Origin of the sequence: Algibacillus agarilyticus (assembly GCF_003286125.1) — a bacterium.
In the GTDB taxonomy this organism is placed as follows: Bacteria; Pseudomonadota; Gammaproteobacteria; order Enterobacterales; family Alteromonadaceae; genus Algibacillus; species Algibacillus agarilyticus.
This window is the reverse complement of sequence record NZ_QMED01000004.1, coordinates 122,698-142,590: the sequence shown is the minus strand read 5'-3', so window position 1 is coordinate 142,590 and position 19,893 is coordinate 122,698. Positions and strand designations below refer to the sequence as shown.

Annotated in this window: 8 protein-coding genes; 5 read left to right on the top strand and 3 right to left on the bottom strand. The window is 38.2% G+C overall.

Annotated features, from left to right (window positions below; all coding sequences use genetic code 11):
- Positions 1 to 154: 154 nt before the first annotated feature.
- Together DPX34_RS05175 and DPX34_RS05170 are read left to right on the top strand one after the other, a co-directional pair.
- Entirely contained in the window at positions 155 to 3,142 is a 2,988-nt protein-coding gene (locus tag DPX34_RS05175; RefSeq protein WP_111977344.1) for a bifunctional diguanylate cyclase/phosphodiesterase, read from the top strand.
- Positions 3,143 to 3,315: 173 nt separating this feature from the next.
- The gene (locus DPX34_RS05170) at positions 3,316 to 3,957 is read left to right on the top strand and encodes a GNAT family N-acetyltransferase (RefSeq protein WP_111977343.1); all 642 of its coding nucleotides are present in this window, start codon (positions 3,316 to 3,318) and stop codon (positions 3,955 to 3,957) included.
- 303 nt (positions 3,958 to 4,260) lie between these two features.
- Here the strand turns inward: DPX34_RS05170 and ttcA are convergent, their stop codons facing one another.
- A complete protein-coding gene (gene ttcA / locus DPX34_RS05165) occupies positions 4,261 to 5,187 on the bottom strand; it encodes a tRNA 2-thiocytidine(32) synthetase TtcA (protein WP_111977342.1) in 927 nt (308 codons plus the stop codon).
- Positions 5,188 to 5,608: 421 nt separating this feature from the next.
- On the bottom strand, positions 5,609 to 7,210 hold the full coding sequence (locus tag DPX34_RS05160) for an alpha-L-fucosidase (protein WP_232824663.1): 1,602 nt from the start codon (positions 7,208 to 7,210) through the stop codon (positions 5,609 to 5,611).
- 540 nt (positions 7,211 to 7,750) lie between these two features.
- Between DPX34_RS05160 and DPX34_RS05155 the strand changes: the two genes are divergently transcribed.
- From DPX34_RS05155 to DPX34_RS05145, 3 genes are all read left to right on the top strand, one after another.
- Positions 7,751 to 11,296: a TonB-dependent receptor gene (locus tag DPX34_RS05155; RefSeq protein WP_111977486.1), complete on the top strand. Its 3,546-nt coding sequence runs from the start codon at positions 7,751 to 7,753 to the stop codon at positions 11,294 to 11,296.
- 8 nt (positions 11,297 to 11,304) lie between these two features.
- Positions 11,305 to 13,797 (top strand): hypothetical protein, encoded by a 2,493-nt coding sequence (locus tag DPX34_RS05150; protein ID WP_111977340.1) that lies wholly within the window; start codon positions 11,305 to 11,307, stop codon positions 13,795 to 13,797.
- 282 nt (positions 13,798 to 14,079) lie between these two features.
- Positions 14,080 to 15,618, top strand: a complete 1,539-nt coding sequence (locus tag DPX34_RS05145) for a tryptophan halogenase family protein (RefSeq protein WP_111977339.1) — start codon at positions 14,080 to 14,082, stop codon at positions 15,616 to 15,618.
- Positions 15,619 to 15,747: 129 nt separating this feature from the next.
- Here the strand turns inward: DPX34_RS05145 and DPX34_RS05140 are convergent, their stop codons facing one another.
- The gene (locus DPX34_RS05140) at positions 15,748 to 19,281 is read right to left on the bottom strand and encodes an Ig-like domain-containing protein (protein ID WP_111977338.1); all 3,534 of its coding nucleotides are present in this window, start codon (positions 19,279 to 19,281) and stop codon (positions 15,748 to 15,750) included.
- Between the last annotated feature and the right edge of the window lie 612 nt (positions 19,282 to 19,893).

Below are 19,893 nucleotides of genomic sequence, written 5' to 3'. Positions count from 1 at the left end.
AGTGGTTATTTATTGACTCTGTTTGCTTTAAGTTCATAAAAATATAGGAATTTTATAAAGTTACTCTACACACAGTGCATTTTTGACATTTTGATTGTATATTTTAATCATAACCGAAAAATTCAATCTATTAATGAGTCGCAATTAATTACTGATGGATAAAATACCTGGTTGGACCCTGACGAAGTGGTTAAATACACTCTCTTCTAAAATTACTATTTTAATTATACTGTCGTGCTTTATATCGGGTTTAATCGGTGCGTTTGTATTTTCTACTGTCGAGCGCAACTCGTCACATAATAGAATGCAATCAAAGTTAAATAAAATTGCCTTATCGTCTAGTGATTATTTGTCCGATCACTTTGATTCTATGCGTGAATTAGGGATCGTTGCTAATCAATTGTTGACGGCTGATTTAGCTAAACCGATCGTAAAAGCGCATTCTATTGCTAAACAGTCGGATGGGAGTTATCGGTCTGATAATCAAAAAAGTGCGGCATTTCTCTCTAATACACAACCTTATACGCTGGCTAATCAACAACTTTTTAGCGCGACCAATAACGCTTTTGATGAAATCGCAACGTTGATGCAAACCAACTTCTTAAATTTTTATTTTATCAGCAAAAATGATTTTATTCGGATATCGCCGGGGCAATGGGCTTTAGAAATTGAGGCTAATCATCAGTTCTCGCAAGACTTGTTTTTTTCTGTTGCGACGCCTTCAAATAACCCTGAACGCAAACCTATCTGGACGCCTATTTATTACGACGATATTTGGCAAAGTTGGATGACAAGCTTAATTATTCCCGTTTATGTTAACGATGAATTTGTGGGGGTCACCGGTAGTGATTATGTTTTATCTAAATTGCCTAAAGTACTTAATCAATGGGTTGATAATCAAAGTCAACAATTTGCTTTTTTATTTGATGGTGTTGGTAACATTATTACCCACCCAGATTACGATGAGCAGTTAGCTAACACTCAGGCTTCAATGAACAAACAATTAAATAGTCAGGAGTTGCTGTCGGTCGATCTGAAAAAAATGTTAAAAAACCAATCGAGTTCGCAAGATCATACCTTGATGCGTTATGTTGATGAGAATGGCGAAGCTTATTGGGTGGCGATTAAACAAATACCACAATTAAATTGGTTTGTTGCGGTGGCTGAATCAAGTGATGTCACAGAGCTGTATGTACGAAAATTTCAGTTGGTTATGCTCTCGGGGGTTATTATATTTGGCCTGATATTATCATCGTTACTTTATTTTATGCTTAAACACGTTTTTTTGAGCCGATTGGAGCATCTAGCCCAATTGACATCAGAATACCAAGGTGGTGAGCTCGATATCGGTATCGAAAAAGAGAAAAAAGATGAAGTGTCGACAGTGGCGATTGCGATGCAAAAAGTGACTCAGCAAAACCAGAAATTGATTCTAGGCTTAGAAGAAGAAATTATTGAAAAAAGTAAAGCACAGCACTCTGCTATCTTATTAACCAATGCGGTTGAATATAGTGAAACCGCAATTGCCATTATTGATGAACACTTTTCTATTGTGTATGCCAACCCTAAGTTTTTACAATTGACAGGTCATGAAAGTGATGTTGTTGGCAACAAAATACACAAAATATTTGATGAGCAAATGGTGTGGGTACTTGATACAGCCTATGAGCAGCTTGTTGCCGGATTACCTTGGAAAGGTGATTTACTATTAAATTCCCAAAATGATCAACCCGTTTGGGTTTCTCAAACATTTTCGCCAATGGATGAGCAAATTAAAGATAAAAAGTATTATGTTTCAGCATCTCACGATATTTCTTTCATCAAAAAAAGCCAACAACAAATGGAAAAACTGGCTTATCATGACTCATTAACAGGATTGTATAATAGAGCTTATTTTAAAAATCAATTAAGCAAATCATTAGAAATGACAAAGCGAGGTCATTACTCCTTTGCCTTGTTTTATTTTGACTTAGACCAGTTTAAACGTATAAATGATACTCTGGGTCATGATGCTGGCGATGAATTATTAATCAACATTTCAAATAAAATCACCAATCGACTCCGAACAGAAGATACCATTGCCCGATTAGGTGGAGATGAGTTTGCCGTTATTTTGAGCGGTATTGCATCGCCCGATAAAGCTGCATTATTAGCTAATCAGTTGCAAAGCGAGATCAAACAACCGGTTAAATTATCAGGTGCGGAAGTCATTGTTTCGGCCAGTATCGGTATTACCATGGTGCCTCAAGATACAAACGATATGGAATCACTATTGAGAAATGCTGATTTAGCCATGTATAAAGCGAAAGATGCCGGTCGTAGCACTTATTACTTCTTCGATCCTGCCTTAGGTCAAGCAGCGCAAAAATCGATAGTTATTGAAAGCCAATTAAGAGATGCTATTAAATATAAACAGTTTGAATTGCATTATCAGCCGCAAATTGATTTAGCAACTAAAACTATTTTTGGTTTTGAAGCATTAGTACGCTGGCGTCATCCACAAGATGGATTAGTCGCACCCAATTTATTTATACCCATAGCAGAGCAATCAGGGTTAATTGTTGAAATTGGCGCTTGGGTATTAGAAGAATCGTGTCGCTTTATTAAACGAATAAACACGAAATTTGATACCAATTATACGATTGCGGTTAATTTATCTGCCCGACAATTTAAAGATGATAATATTACACACGTGATTAAAAAGGCAATGGTCAATGCGCGCATTAAGCCTGAAATATTAGATATTGAAGTAACCGAAACTATGTTAATGGGCAGTATAGACGATGCAATAAATCATATGAAGGATATCAAAGCCTTAGGCGTGCAAATGTCTATCGATGATTTTGGCACAGGTTATTCTTCACTTAGTTATTTAAAACGTTTTCCGGTAAATACCCTAAAAGTTGATCGCGCTTTTGTTAAAGATATCCCCCATGACACCGATGATATGGCGATATCTGCAGCTATTATAGCAATGGCGCATAAATTAAAACTGCACGTGATCGCTGAAGGCGTTGAGACCCAAGAACATATTGATTTTTTAGTCGAGAATGAATGTGAAATTGGACAAGGTTTTTTATTTAGTAAACCGCTGACCGAAGCGGCGTTAATCGACTATATTACCCATTTTAAATTAACTTAAGTGGGGGCTGTAATACCTCATCGCCAGAATTTCAGTGCCAAAGTTACACACTCTTGTGTTATTCAAATGCATCATTTACGCTCAGGAATTTTACAATTCATTTACTTTTAGTATTTTAAAAATTATTCGGCTATAATTTTTCGAGTCGATAAATTTATAATAGGGAAGAATAAATGACAGAAACCATGAGTAGTGAAGTTGCTGAAAATTTAAGAGCCGTCTATCTAACTGCAGAAGATATGAATGTAGCAAATTCTATTTTATATCAAGCTTATCACGATGACCCCTTCTTTTTAGATTGCTTTGATGTGCATTCTAGTGGTTATGAACAACGATTAAGAGCAGCAATAAGGGAAGAACTCGCTATTTTTTGGGAAAAAAAACAACCGATGATTGGTGTATTTGATGACGCAAATCTACTCGTCGGCGTGGCTTGTCTAATCGATCCTCAATCTGATTTTGGTGCAGAGCGATTTTGGCATTGGCGTTTAAAAATGATGCTGACCACAGGTTATGTATCAACTAAAAATATGATAGAAAAAGAAGAGGCTGTAAGAACGGCCATACCTCACCAAAATTATCACTTAATGGCCTTTATTGCCGTTCAACCCAATCACCAACATTTAGGTATTGGTCATTATTTATTAAATGCCATTGATACTCTAATTGATGAGCAGGGCTCAACTAAAGGCGTTGGTGTGCTCGTAACGGTTGACAAATACCAGCACTTTTTTGAATCAGCCGATTATGAAAAAATAAGTGACGTTAGAATCGGTCGTGTTCGGGCGAAATTGATGTTTAAAAATAAGTTGTAAATGGCGTATATATAGTCACAGCGATCGGGTTTTAGGGGCAGGTTTCTAGTTCCAGACGAAACCTAAGTACTTACATCCATGTAAGCAAAGCAGTCAAGCTTCGAGACCCCATGAGCATATGCTCTACTATGTGATTGGGGCGAGTAAGCGCTGACAATGAACCATAAAACCTGAGCGAGAAGACTATATCAAAGCCAGTGACTGGGCTTGTTAATATTTTAATGTAGCGCTAAGCCAAAAATGTATAAGATTAGCGCTGATGTATTTAACCACTTAACACGGTTATATAGCCATTTTAACAAACTAAATATTAATAATATTCACTTGCTGAGCGTTTTTTTCAGCCTGATCATCTTCATCTATAAATGCTGGGCTTTTAGGTACATCTGGGGCATCAAATGCAGTGTCACCCTCTTCAAAAGGGGTCCCCGTTGCGACCAAACCTTTAAAGTCGAATAAATGTGTATCCGCCATATGTGATGGCACAATGTTTTGCATTGATTTATACATGGTTTCAATACGCCCAGGAAATTGCTTATCCCAACCTTGTAGCATTTGTTTGATATTTTGGCGTTGCAAATTCTCTTGAGAACCACAAAGGTTACAAGGAATAATAGGGTAACCTTTTGCTTGTGCATATTTTTCAATATCTTTTTCGCGGCAATAGGCTAAAGGGCGGATCACAATATGCTCACCACTATCGGTTACCAACTTAGGCGGCATGCTTTTTAACTTGCCACCATAAAACATGTTTAAAAATAAGGTTTCTAAAATGTCATCACGATGATGGCCTAAAGCAATTTTAGTTGCCCCTAATTCAGTCGCTGTTCGATATAAAATGCCACGGCGTAACCTTGAACATAATGAACAGGTTGTTTTGCCTTCGGGTATTTTATCTTTAACAATGCTGTAGGTATCTTCATTGACAATTAAATATTCCACACCGAGTTCTGATAGATATTCAGGTAATACATGCTCAGGAAACCCCGGTTGCTTTTGATCTAAGTTAACGGCAATTATTTTAAAGCTAATAGGCGCTCTTTTTTGCATAAACATAAGCACTTCGAGCAAGGTGTAACTGTCTTTCCCACCAGACAAACAAACCATAACCGTATCGCCGTCTTCTATCATACTGAAATCAGCAAGCGCTTTGCCTGTATCACGGCGAATACGTTTTTCGAGTTTATTAAAATTATAGTGTTCTTTTGATTTGATGGCTGTGGTTTGCATTTATAACCTCACTGCTAGTTAAGGCGCGGATTATAGCTAAAGAGTAGGGGTGTTAAAAGTATTAGATCACGATTGTGAGTATGATTAGAGATCTAATAGCATTAATAAATTAATGTTTTGATAAAACAAATAAAAAAGCCAGCTGGTATGTCTACCCGCTGGCTTTTTTTTATATAGTCTTCTCGCTCAGGTTTTATGGTTCATTGTCAGCGCTTACTCTCGACTTTGGCTCCTGCGTCGTTCTAACACCTAAATCCATTTAGGCGGCCCCAATCACATAATAGAGCATATGCTCATGGGGTCTCGAAGCTTGACGGCTTTGCTTACATGGATGTAAGTACTTCGGTTTCGTCTGGAACTAGAAACCTGCCACTAAAACCTGATCGCTTTGACTATAAGTTGACTTTAATTCGTGTCAAATTTACTGGCTTTGTATTTTTAACACTTGTGCATGTTTAGAAGGCGAACTAGCTGGTAGCGTTACTTCTAAACCTTGAGCTGTTTGTTTAAAGGCTAATGGTTCGTTGTGGCCAATCATGGTTACACTTGTTATTTTTTCTTTATATAATTCAGCGTTGATAGACCTAATCGTCATTTTTTTATTACTACCAGGCCAAGCTAAAATTGTTGCATATAATGTGTCACCATTTTTAGTAAAACGGACATCTGAGCTGTTGAAATCTTTACGATTTTTTTCAGCGTCATTACCGTGTTTACCGTCTGGTACAAACGTTTCACCTTCACCATAAACTGCCCAAGGGCGAGTATTATAAATCGCTTCACCATTTAGTTTTAACCAGTCACCAATCTCAGCGAGTAATGTGATCTCTTCTTGAGGAATTGTACCGTCTGGCTTAGGACCAATATTTAATAATAATGAACCGTTTTTAGAGATGATATCGATCATATCATCAACTAACGAATTAGCATCACGATATTTGTGATTTGTTACGTAACCCCATGATGATTTAGATACGGAAGTATCTGTTTGCCAGAAGTGCGGGTGAATATCGGTCATACCCCCACGTTCAATATCCAGTACAGCTGAACCGGGTAAGAAAGAACGCATATCATGATGTTCTTTATAGTTTAACGCCGGCATGTTTTTCCAGTTTACCCCTTTGTTGTAATAATAAGCGGTAAATTGTTCTACGTGAGCATGGAAAGGTTCTGATGCCATCCACCAGTCAAACCAAATTAATTCAGGTTCGTATTTATCTACGATCTCAACCGTCCGTAATAACCAGTCATCCATAAATTCTTTACTTGGCGGTGTTAGGCCTTGTTCAGACGTTTCACGACTAACGGCTGGACCGTATAAATCGCGATACTCATCGTTTTGAACATCTGAAGGCGTCGTGCGACCTGCGTCGAAGAACCACCAGTTTTCAGCACGATGGCTTGATAAACCAAAGTGAATATCCGTTTTTTCAGTCGCGTCTTTTAATTCTTGAATAATGTCACGCTTGGGGCCCATTTCAACAGAATCCCAACGTGTGTATGAGTTGTCATACATAGAAAAACCATCGTGATGTTCAGCCACTGGCACAATATATTTTGCACCTGAATCCGCTATGATTTTTAACCATTCGTCGGCATCAAATTTTTCGGCTTTAAATTGTGGAATAAAATCTTTGTAGCCAAATTCAGTTTGATCACCAAAATTCTCTTTATGGTGATTGTATTCAGCATTTTCAGGGTTGTACATTTTACGTGGGTACCATTCACCATTAAAGGCAGGGACGGAATACACACCCCAGTGAATAAAAATACCGAATTTAGCATCTTGATACCAAGCTGGAATTTCATATTGTTCAAACGATTTGAAGCTTGCTTTATATGGACCTTGATTCGCAACCGATTTGATTTCGGCTAGCTTGGCAGCGGGTGATAAGGCGGTTGCTTCTTTTTTAGCTGTATTTAGCGTTGTACTTTCATCTTTATCATTACAAGCAACCAAGTTGGCGCTAAGCGCAACTAAGATCGAACTTGTTAACAGGGTATTTTTAAATCTAGTCATCATTATTAGCTTTTTGTTAACGGGTTAATGATTCCAGTATAGAGCTAAACCTAATCTGATTTCAATAAAAATGTACATGTAAAAGTGAAAAATTGTATATAAAATAATTATACAAGGTACTTATATATAAATCGTTATAAGGCTTTGCTGAGTATAAAAATACAGCTCTCTTGTTACTAACTGTTAACTTATTTAATTTTTATATAACAAATTGAAATAATAAAACCTGTTTTTATCTTATTTTTACATTGCGATATATGTCGTATTTAAATGTGTCAAATTACATATACTCTGATTTATTGTTTTTTTATTTATTTTTATTATTTATCTTGTTGTATTTTAAGGTTTTAATTTAATCTATCATCTCATTTAAATTTTATGTGTCAAATATGAACTTTACGATATTTGTTTTTGGTGTTACTTTTAATGACTAATCTCTTAAAGGTTTATTGTTAACAATGTACAGTTATCTTGCTTTTAAAGGTTTAATAAATGTTAAAAAATAAAAAGCGTTTATCTAAAAATATTTGGGGATATAGATGCATGTCTTATACAAGAAATAATTATTATAAATTAAGTGCGTTAACACTGGCTATTTTATCGTCAGGTTTAAATGCATATGCGGCTGAAGAAGCGGCACAAAATCAATCTGCAACTGATGAAACTGAAACCATTGAAGTTATTGGTTTTAAAGGCAGTGTTTTAAAATCAATGTTTGAAAAAAGAAATTCAGGCAACGTAACGGATTCAATTTTTGCTGAAGATATCGGTAAATCGACTGATCAAAACATCGCTGATGCATTATCACGTGTAACGGGTGTTTCAGTTCAATCGAGTGACGGTGAAGGAACTAAAATAACGGTTCGAGGTGCTAATCCAGATCAAAACATGATTAGTTTAAATGGTGTGCAATTAACCAGTACTGATTTTAATCAATCGGTTGATTTAAGTGCTTTTTCTTCTGATGTTTTATCACACATCAACGTTGTCAAAACGCCGAGTGCCGACCATGATGAAGGTTCTTTAGGTGCAACCATTTTACTTAACACAACTAAACCTTTAGATGTTAAAAATGATATTACCAGTTTAACTTTGCAAGGGCGTTATAGCGATTTCTCTGAAAATGCTAATTATAAAATCGCCGGTACGATCTCACGTAAATTCTGGGATGACCGTTTCGGTGTGTTATTTACGGGTTATAACGAAACCAATTCGGTACGTCGAGACCAAATGTTTGTTGACAAATTTGAAGCACGCGATGTTACCGTAGCACGTGACTTAGATGGCAATATCATCAACAACACTCGTGCTATTACCCCCTCTGCACTTGAATATTCTTTGTTTGAAAATGATCGTGACCGTCACGGTGGCACACTTTCATTTCAAGTATTACCAACCGATAGCACCAATATAACGTTAGATTTAACCTATAGCCGTCAAGAAGTGACGGATACAAAACATGGTATTAAAACTCGCTTCCGTCCTAGTTTATTTAATTATGAAGAAGGGGTGTTAAACTCAGAAAGAGCGGATTCAAATGAAGATAATTACCCAACTTACTCTGATCCACAAGTTGATTGGTGGGTAGTTGATACCGATACTAATACCATCATAAAATCACTGCACCGCTTTGGTGATGGCGGCATGTCACGCACGAATGGTGGCAACATTACAACGAATAAAGTGGCTAATTTAGGCATTACCCAATACATCACTGATGATTTTAAAGTTGATGTTGGCCTTAATATCTCTGATACCGTGCTTGAGCCTTTGAATGGCGGTACGGTTAATATGAGTTTGCTTAATGGTAATGGCGTGCATAACCAAGTAAAAGCAAGAGCCGATGCATATGGCACACCGCATACCGGCATTCAACCTGTGGGATTTGATTGTTCAGCAGGGCCGTGTGAAATGATTTTTGGTGATGGCTTTGTTAGTTTAAATAATCCTGATAATCCTTACGATAATATTGGTCGTTCTGCTTTTAACCCAGATGATATGAATTCTCAAACCATCAACTGGATGAACTTAGTTGAGCGCCAAGTTGAAGATACCCAAAAAACAGCCTTTATTGATTTTGATTGGGATGTTGATTTTGTCGGCATTACTAAAATTGAGTTTGGTGTTAAATACTCTGAACGTGAAAAGTATGTTGATGATCAAAACAAACAATTCCGTAATACCAAGCAACCTATCCAAATTACTAAATACGATTCTGAAGGTTCACCCATTGGTTTAAAAGCCATTATTGCGGGTGAAAATATCAACAGTGTACCGGCTGATAACTTTTTGTCAGATGAAGCATTCCCATATGATGACTTCATGTCTGATATCGGCATTTCGCGCAATAATGCGACTGACGGTTGGGATTTATTATCAGAACAAAAATTATTAGCGTTGGCCTATGGTAACGAAGATGCCGAATTATTTGTTGACGACTCTGCGACACGAAGAGCTGAACTTGAAAATTCTGCGGCTTATATCAAATTTAGTTTTAATCCAATCGAAAGATTAACCGGTGATGTTGGCGTACGCTATGTTAAAACCGATTTAACCACGTATGGTAATTCGGGCGCTGAATTTACGGCTGATCCACTTGATCGTATTTTTGACCCGTTTATGTGGCGCCAGTTGCGTAATTTAAATTTAGCTGAATGTACTAATAAAGATACATTCGCACCGAATGATAATCGTGCTGAAAATCGAATTGATGGTACAGCATGGGATCGTAATGGTACGCCTGACGACTACACAGATGACACGCGTATTGAAATGGATCCGGCTGGTTATCCTTGTTATGACGAAAGAACCACTAAAAACTCCGGCGAGAATGGGGCATGGTGGAATGCACGTCATCAAGATATCAGTACATTAAACCGTAATGTATTTACCGATGACCCAGCGGCGGTACGAGATGATCATTTACGTACATTTTCAACGGTAGGTACAAATACCTACGATATGTATTTACCGAGCTTGAATTTAAACTATCAAGTATCTGATGATTTAATCACACGTTTTGCGGTTTCAAAAACCATGTCACGTCCGAATATCGATTCACTTAAGCCGGGCTTTAAGTTAAAAGAAGGTTATTGGGGCGATCCGACTACACCTCGTGGTTCTTCACTCAGATTGAATAACCCTAAATTATTACCACAAGAATCTCAAAACTTAGATTTATCGGTTGAATGGTACTTTAACGACAGCAGTATGATGTCTGCGGCATTGTTCAGAAAATCAATGACTAACTTTGAAGAAAGTGAAGAGCAAATTGTTTTCACTGATGATTTAAGAACCATCAATTTAGAAGATGGATACGATTTAGCTAATTTGATTAAAACTGAAGAACAAATTCGCGATTTTATTGCTAATGATGAAACGGGAACCGGCTTTGGTGCGTGTATGCCAAAACGCGGTAATATAAGTGATGTGACAAAAGACTGGTGGTATTCAGACGATATGCTTGACCATTGTGCGCTTTTTAAAGCATCAAAAGTGCGAAATGGTAAAGGCGCAACCATCACGGGTATTGAATTACAATATGCACAAAGTTATGACTTTTTACCTGGATTTTTAAGCGGTTTAGGTTCAACCATTAATTATACCTACCAAGAAAGTAAAACCGATAAAGAATACTCGTCAATTATTCCTACATTAGAATTACCTGAATTTCCAAGTGCTTGGACTCCTAAACATAGCTATAACGCAACCGTTTATTGGGAACAAAATGGCCATCAAGTGCGTTTAGCTTACCGTGGAAAATCAGATGAATTAATGAATCGCTCATGGAGCGAAGGTGCCAAATGGCGCGAAGGTAGTGGCACATTTGATTTATCGGCTAACTACAAAATTAATGACAACATTTCGGCTTCATTACAAGTGATTAACTTGACTGATGAGGTTACACGTAACTATTACACCAGCCGCACATTAGATTTAGGCGAAACGCAATTAAATGATGCAGGTGAAGTTATAGGTAAAGACTTTGATGAAGGTAATGCGCTTGACGGTGATGTCACAACAAGCCGAACTCAAGAGCTTTATAAAACGGGCCGTATTTTCCGTCTTGGTTTACGCGTTAACTTTTAAGGTAAGGAATGAAAAAAATGAAATTTAAATACAAAAATATTTTAGTGCCGGTTATCGCAGGTCTTCTAAGTGCTTGTGGCAGTGATGATAACACGGCTACAAGTAATAATAGTGCACCTGTATTAGATACAAGTGCATTAGAAACCGCCTATAGCACGGCCTTTATAAATGCAAGCGTTGAAGGCCAACTCGAATGGGAATATAACTTTTCTGAAACGGATAAGTTATTTGATAACCCTAAAGGTGGCGAAAAAATAAACTATATGGATATCGATCTGCTAACGGGGATCAGTGATGCTGATTTTAATGATCGATTGATTGTTAAAAACATGAAATTTATGTGGTCTGGCCCTGATTGTGGTGAAACAGTGAAAACGGCCATTGAATATGCCGATATCTGTACGCCGTTTTTAGAAGAGCTGGGTTTAGTGGGTGTTAATACGGTTTGGGAACAAGAGCAAGAGATCCGAAAATTGCAAAACCTACCGGTTGTTGATACACCCATTTATGGTTTTGATTTAGGGCAAAGTGTGGTTCGTGTAACCCCAAGTGAATTTTCGCCTATCTTAATAACCGGTCAAACAGCTGAGTTAGGTTTAATTTATACCGTGACTGATGGTGAAACTGAACTTAATCGTCGCCTTAAAATTACCGTCAATGGTAGCGATAACGCCCCTGAGTTTATCAATTTGAATGAATATGGTGAACCCATTTACAAAGACAATGATGGTGTAACAAAAATTAACATTGATGCGCCTATTGCTTCAGCTTCAGAAAAATCACCTAAGATTAAAGTCAACTTGATTCAAGGGTTATTTGATGCCGATAAATATGCTGTTGGTGAGATGGAGCAGCAAGAAGGTGATTTAAGAAATAAGTATGATAATGACCATTATACCATCGAAGCATTAAACGTTATTGGTTTTACTGAGCCTGCAGGTATTTTACCGGGTACCTATACGATTGATGAAGCGTCTCGAGAAGGTGTGGGTAAAGTTAAATATGACATTATTATTGACCCTAGCACATACGCAGATGTGCTGAGTAAAGGTGAAACAAAAGTACTGACGTTTAACTACATCGTAACTGATGGTGAAAACGAAGTACCTCGTACGTTTGAATTTACCATTCATGGCGCTAACTTGAAAAATGAACCGTTTTTCACCGATGCTAAAATAAGTAAAGATGTTAGCACAACTGATTATCCACAAGTGTTTAGTCTTTTAGAAGGAGTGACCGATCCTGAAGGTGATGCCATGAAAGTGGTAAATTTAGTGCGATCGGATGATGATTTTTATGGGTTAGATACCAGTGCTGTTTTTACTAATGGCGTTATTAAGTTAGACCCTTACTTTGTTGCTAATTTAAAAGCCGGTGATACTAAAGTGATCAGTTTCACTTATAACGTATCGGATGGTGAGCTTGAATCACTTGAGCGCGAGTTTGCGATAACGGTTACCGGCGGACAAGCTAATTTATTAGCGGCTGCCGATAATAGTGATCCAAGTGTTGAGCTTAAATCGTTAGCGGATGGTCCATTTAGTTGGCAATGGAGTACAGCAAACAACGCTAATGCAACGAATGTTTTATCGATTGATGCAAGTGCTGCCCATACCGGCAGTCAAGGTTTATTAAGCACCGATACCAACATGTATACCCGATTAAATTTAGACGGTATAAAACAAGGTTTATTAGATAATAAGAGCACTTGGTATTTTAACTTTTTTGCTAAGCAAGCCGGTGCATGGAGTACCATTCGTACTATCTTTAATAAAGAAGGTGTGTGGGATCAAAACGATATTGCTTTGCAGTTCACCACAAAAAGTACAGGTTCAACCGATTGGGTAGAGCATACGAGTACAGTGATTGAAACTCCTGACTTTTTTACGAAAGATTCTAAGTTTGATATCACCTTTTTATCTAATAAAGGCGTAATGGATGATTTTTCATTGGTTAAATACACCTATCTAAAAGCGCGTGATTTAATTTCGGAAGGTGCATTTTCGAATGGTCAAGCGAGTGGTTGGCAAGTAGAAGGTGATGCCACACTCACTGTTGAAGAAGAAGCTAATCGTGTGCAAGGTACTGATGACGTTCAATATGGCCTAAAAGTGGTGGGTGGCGCGACGGCATCAAAACTGTATTTAGACTCTAGTCATTTTACACAAGGGGCATTTAAAAAAGGCTTACGTTACATAGCTCAGTTTGATCTTAAAACGCCAACTTGGGTTAAACCAGCCATACCTTTAAACGTTGCCGTTGAAGAAGAAGGCGGTAATCACTTTACGCGTAAGTTAACCTATGCAGAGCTAAGTGCCACTGCATGGAATACCTACGCACTACATTTAAACACGGGATCAGATGGAACCGATGTACAGGGTGCATTAAATACTGATCCAATGTTTAAATGGGATGACGTTGCGACTCGTTTCGTAATCAACGTCCCAGCCGGGCACACATTCTTAATAGATAATATTAAGGTGTTCCCAGTACCTCAATAGATTTATTTATTGATGTATTTAACTTAGTAGGTTTTGCCTACCTTTTGCCGCCCACATTTGTGGGCGGTTTTTTTGTTTACCCGCTAACAACATGTTAAATTTAAGTGTATATACCTAAATTATTTATAAGTATTATCGATGATTTAGCTATATATAACTTCAAGATGCAGGATTCAATGGGAATTTAAAACCCACAGGCACGGAGCCCTTGAGCAATGTTACTTCGCTTGCTTACTTCGCTTGCTTACAACGCGCGATTGGTTAACTTACGTAGGTGTATAAATGCAACAAAAAAAAGTCGTTATAGTGGGTGGTGGTACGGCAGCTTGGATGACTGCTAATTTATTTGCACATAAATGGCAAAAATTAAATGTAGAAATTACCGTGATTGAAGCACCCGATATTGCAACCATTGGTGTTGGAGAAGGGTCTACACCCTATTTGCGCTCTTTTTTTAAACAGTTAGGTATTAAAGAATCTGATTGGATGCCAGCTTGCAATGCGACTTATAAGTGTGGCATTAAATTTGTTAATTGGTCTTCTCGGCCCGGTTTTTCGTCTTATTTCCATCCATTTAATAGTGACGCTGACTCTGCTTATAATCGTAAATTTGAACATAATACGTGGCTTAAACGACAAGGGTATGATGTTGACGTGCAGCCGGACGATTTTTATATGATGGCCGCTTTGGCTAAACAGCAAAAACTGCCAATCAAGTTTAATAAAAGTGCTTCTGATTCAGAGGGTATCAATGCATACGATAACCCGCATCATAACATTTATGCTTATCATTTTGATTCTGCTTTATTAGGGCAATATTTAAAACAGCATGCACAAACACAATTGCAGGTTAATTACTGTTCCGCCAAAATTATTGATATAAAGCAACAGACAAATGGCGATATTAAATCGGTGTTCACAGATACTCAACAAGAACTATCGGCTGATTTGTTTGTCGATTGCACCGGGTTTTCAAGCTTATTGATCCAAAAAAGTTTAAATGTGCCCTTTATCAGTTTTGCCAACAATTTATTTAATGATTCAGCCGTTGCGGTATCGACGCCTCATTCACACAATGCAGCGTCTTATACGCCGCAAACGGTGTCTACGGCGATGAGCTGTGGTTGGCGGTGGCAAATTCCGCTGCAGTCAAGAAATGGAAATGGTTATGTTTATAGTTCAACCTATCAAAGTTCAGAGAGTGCCGAACAAGAATTAAGGCAATCTTTAAAGTTAACGGACGACACCGAGGTTAAACACCTAAAAATGCGGGTAGGGCGATTAGACAAACACTGGCAGAATAATTGTTTGGCTATTGGTTTGTCGCAAGGGTTTATTGAGCCGCTAGAAGCCACCGCATTACATTTAGTGCAAGATTCGATTGAGCGGTTTTTAGATGTGTATGATTTTAACCCTAACCTTGAACAAGAAGAACAACGCGACCATTTTAATGAATTAACGAATTATGGTTTTGAGCGCGTGCGTGATTATATTGTTTTACATTATATTATGAACTCCAAAGATCAATCGGCATATTGGCAAAACGGGGCTCAGTTAAAAGATATTTCCACTGAGTTAGCGCATTTATTAGGTGTTTGGTTTAATGGTCAAGATTTACGTGAAGAGCTCGCCATATTAAACCTTGATCAATACTATGGTTCGACATCTTGGCATGCTTTATTAGCCGGTTATGGTGTGTTTCCTGATTCGTATAAAGGTGAGCCAGATAAAAGAACGATTAATTTTACACTCGCTGATGAAGCAAGGCAGTATTACGCTCGGTTAACAGAACAATACCCGCCAGCAAAAATAAACCCGTAATTTAGTCTTTTAATTCAAAAGCATAAAAAAGCGCTTAATGTAAATTAAGCGCTTTTTCATTGTGGTTTTAAATATTTATAATCCAGTCACTTCAAGACGAACGAGCATATTGAAGTGACTTGAGTCTATTTACGGTGTTACATCTTCTATTTTGAAATTATCAACCGAGAATACATGTCCGGCTGCATTAAAGTTAAATTGAAGGTGAGTACCACCGGCAGTGAAATCTTCGCCATCTATTTCAAATTCAATGCGTGTCCAATCCGATTTTATTTCAAACCATTGTTGTGCTGAACCAACCCAAGCACCTGAATTGTTCCAGAATTGAGCAAAACCACCAACCCATGCACCCGTTGTGTCGCGCTTAGCATCAAATGATATTTTGATCCGTTTACCCAGTTGGTACAGGTCTTGTGGTAAGGTATTTTGGTCTAACACAATACCCACTTTACCTGATGTTGTATCAATACTGAGACCATAATCACCTTCAAATGCGGCATCGTTAGTTACGGTTGCTGTGCCTGCGATATCCCATGCCGTTGCCCAAGGTGTGAGTGTGCCTGTTTCGAAACTTGGATCCAAGTTAGAAATTAAGTTTGAGTCTGGCTCTTGTTCAGGCGCTTGCGCTAAAATTTCAATATTATCAATAATGGCATTTGCGTAATCAGTTTGCCAATTGCCACCCACTTCTCGTATCGAAACTAAAAAGCGATAACCCACATCAGGTGTCAACGCTTCTGTCGGCCAAACCGTTAAGTCGACTTCACCGGTACCGGGTTGAACCGTTGTGCGTGTACCGCCTTTCCAACCAGTGGTATGCGATAAATCAAATGTGATATCACTTTCGACAACGGCTGTATATTGCACTGTAATTTTATAAGACGGTTGAACTAATAAAGCATGGGTATCTGCAATGATATTGACGATTGAATCATCAGTGTACTGCCAATCTTCAGGGTGAATGACAATGCCACTAAGTGTATGAGAATCAACATTAGTGCGCCAATCACCCTCTACTGTTCTAAGGCCTGTGATCCATTTATAACCCGTGCCCGCTGCAAGAGGCTCTGCAAATGTTAAAACTAAATCGACTTCGCCTTCACCCGCCGGCACTGTGGTTTTAGTCGCGCCTAGCCATTGGTTGGTGGGTGATCGCATTTCAATTCCAATGTCACGTTCAACATCCGATGAATAAGCGACTCTAATGGTGTAAGTATCACTTGCTATTTCATCACTGGTATCTTCAATAATGGTGACGGTATTATTGATTGATAATTGATCTAATACTTCAACGTGTGTCGTTGCGGTAAAACCACCATCAAGTGTTGTTGCTGTAATAGTGAAAAAACCCGGTTGAATTGGGGTTACCATTCCATCGTTATCAATAGTGGCAATATTGGTATCACTTGACTGCCAGGTAACAAATTTTTGAGTAGCGTTTAATGGCGCCACGTTAGCGACAATACGTCTTGGTTTATCTTTGTTAATTTGCCAATCTGACTGGTTTAGTGAGATACCCGAAACGGCGACAGATTGCATGGATTCAGGTGTTTCGACTTCTAATATCATTGAACTAACACGACCGTCTGAATCAGGGAAGGTCACCGATACAACATTGTTAGTTTGTAAATATTCTGCGGGAACCGGAATTTCAATAGAACCAAAGAAGTCGCTGCGTGCGGCTTGGTCATAACCTGCCCAATCGTTTGGTACTGTTACAGGGTTACCATTCACTAATAAGGCAGGTGCTTTTGATTTTTCATGTTTACGACCAATCCCCATTCTTAACATGGCTGTGTTGTTATCACTGCTTTTGCCGTTTAAATGGTAGTGTAAATTAAGCGCACGTGCTGCTTGTGTATTTAACTGTGTGCGAGCAACCAGTTTGCTTAAGCGTTTACTGGTTTGCCAATCATCTGGGTGCTTGGCTTTAATGTTAGCAAAACGCGCATCTAATTTGATTAACTTTTCTTGTAATTTTGCGTAGTGTTTTGGTTTAACCGCTAATGCCGCCGCTTCGTTAACGATAAACTGCTTTTCCATAAAGTCGGCAAATGAGGCTTCATTAATGTTCAAATCGACATCATTAATATTAAAAACAATCTCGGTATCGGCGGTGATGGGTTGTAAATGTTCATCTGCGTAATAGCTTTGTGTACGCACAATACTATTTTGTTTAAAGGCTTGTGCAAATTTGTATTCAACTATCACGGTTTCGTGAGCGGCTAAAATCAGTTCATTAGGTGCGTTGTTGGCTGTTTCATCGGTGTAAATGGCGGCTTCGCCATAAGGGATGTTTAAGCGCTTAATTCTAACCTGTTCAACCTGGGTTAAATCGTTAATAAAGTTAAGTGCAATTGATTTTGTATCGTCTTCTAAGTTGTTTAATGCGACATAAACTTTAGGTCCGTAAGCAAATGCTTGAGCCGCTAGGTCGGGATCTTGCTCATTGATAGCAATACGATTGCCTTTAACTTCAGACCACAGTTGGAAGAATTTCGCTTTTTCAGTGAGTAAAAATCCATTGACTTTATTACCGATAATTTTATCCGGATCTGGTCTAAACATGGCGGCTGAATAAGGTTGGAAGTTATTGGCCTCGTAAAACCACGTTGCTTTACCGGTTATAAAAGGTATTGAGGTTAATAATCTATCTTCACGTGCTAGCGCACTAAAGAGCAGGTGGTTGAGTGCACGAAGTTCTTGTGAGCTTCGCTCTGGGCTGTAATCAACACCTTCGTAGCCATCAATAATGCCGCCATATTCAGAAAGCGCATGTGGCTTAACGGTGTCCCATTTATAATGACTGTAAGTTTCTATTAAATCCATAATGGCTTCGGCGTTGCTGCCTGAACGAATATTATCTTGACCTGTCACATTGACGCCATCGTATAAATGAAACGAAAACGCATCCATATATTCACCGGCTACATCCATAAAACGCTTTTGGCGTGTATTCCAATGGTCAAAATCATCGAGTTCCATTGAAGGCCAAGCAGATGAGTAACCAATAATTTTGGTGTTGATGTTTCGACGATCAAATTCACTGCCAATTTCTTTAAACCATTCCGTCATTTGATCTTGTACGATTAAATTTTGAGCCGGATCCCAAGGCCCATCTACAAAATCTTGCGCATGCACAAAGGGTTCATTCATTGGCTCATAAAACAGTGGGCGTGTTGCATCGTCATAATAATGTTCAAAATAGTCAGCGGCCCAACGTGCACCCTCGATTGGGTTATTACCTTCACGCATAACGTTATAGGGGTGATCAGTAACAATTAATCGATTATCAATATACGGGAAGAGTGGGTTGGCTTTTAAGTTTTCAATGTTCACTGCGCCATTGGTTTGTGCGTATTCGGTTGTTGGATATAGGGTATTGCCACTTGCAGAGATTGGGCTCCAAAATGAACGGCCAAAACCGGCATTAAGCTCTTCTGTTATGAGTTGCAGATCGGCCGGCGTGTATTCAGAGCTCGTTGGTGTAGAGTGTAAATTAAAAAATTTGGCACGGTTTAGTTCAGAGTTATCACCGATATATTTTTGTGTATTTGGGTCTATCGTGATGGTTGTTTCTGCTGCGATACTATTAAAGCTAAGTGTGGCTAATGCCGTCGCAATAATGTGTGTGCATTTGCTTCTTTTGAAAAATGTAGACATATGACCTCTGTTTAAGATGTTGTATTTATATTTAGATTTTATTATTCACATACAATGTTAATTTCATGTTAACAGTAAGTGTTTTGTATACCAATTTATTGTTTTATATCTAACTTGTTGTGTTTGGCATAAAGTGAAGTGCATGACAAACGTGAATTTAAGCATTAGCTTTTATCTGTTTACAGGCATAGGTCTGCTTAAAATGCGGGTTGGGCTCTGAATGTAGACTGATGATTAGTCGTAATCAGTCTTAATTAGTACGCTTAATCAGGGCTTTCCAGTAAAGGCCTTCAATAAAGGTTCTTTATAAAGGTAAGTAGCGTTAATGCATGATCATTTTAAGCTGAGGCGTTTTAACCACGACGTTCGAGCGTATTTATCTATGCCCCACAGGGGGCAGGGAGGTTGGGTAAGGTGACTTTGCAGGAGCATAAAGTCTTTGCCCCACAGGGAGGTGGGGTAAGGTGACTTTGCAGGAGCATAAAGTCTTAATCGTTGTTGGTTGGCTGAGTGCATGGATGCACGAATCTTTAATGGATTATTAATATAAATTAAAAGAACAATTACTTTACAACTTAAGTGCTTTTAATTTAATCTGTTTGCATTTAAAAT

Excerpts from the sequence above, each read along its gene's own strand:
- DPX34_RS05170 (WP_111977343.1), top strand. The coding sequence starts at position 3,316 with ATGACAGAAACCATGAGTAGTGAAGTTGCTGAAAATTTAAGAGCCGTC.
- DPX34_RS05175 (WP_111977344.1), top strand. The coding sequence starts at position 155 with ATGGATAAAATACCTGGTTGGACCCTGACGAAGTGGTTAAATACACTC.
- DPX34_RS05150 (WP_111977340.1), top strand. The coding sequence starts at position 11,305 with ATGAAAAAAATGAAATTTAAATACAAAAATATTTTAGTGCCGGTTATC.
- ttcA (WP_111977342.1), bottom strand. The coding sequence starts at position 5,187 with ATGCAAACCACAGCCATCAAATCAAAAGAACACTATAATTTTAATAAA.
- DPX34_RS05155 (WP_111977486.1), top strand. The coding sequence starts at position 7,751 with ATGTCTTATACAAGAAATAATTATTATAAATTAAGTGCGTTAACACTG.
- DPX34_RS05140 (WP_111977338.1), bottom strand. The coding sequence starts at position 19,281 with ATGTCTACATTTTTCAAAAGAAGCAAATGCACACACATTATTGCGACG.
- DPX34_RS05160 (WP_232824663.1), bottom strand. The coding sequence starts at position 7,210 with ATGATGACTAGATTTAAAAATACCCTGTTAACAAGTTCGATCTTAGTT.
- DPX34_RS05145 (WP_111977339.1), top strand. The coding sequence starts at position 14,080 with ATGCAACAAAAAAAAGTCGTTATAGTGGGTGGTGGTACGGCAGCTTGG.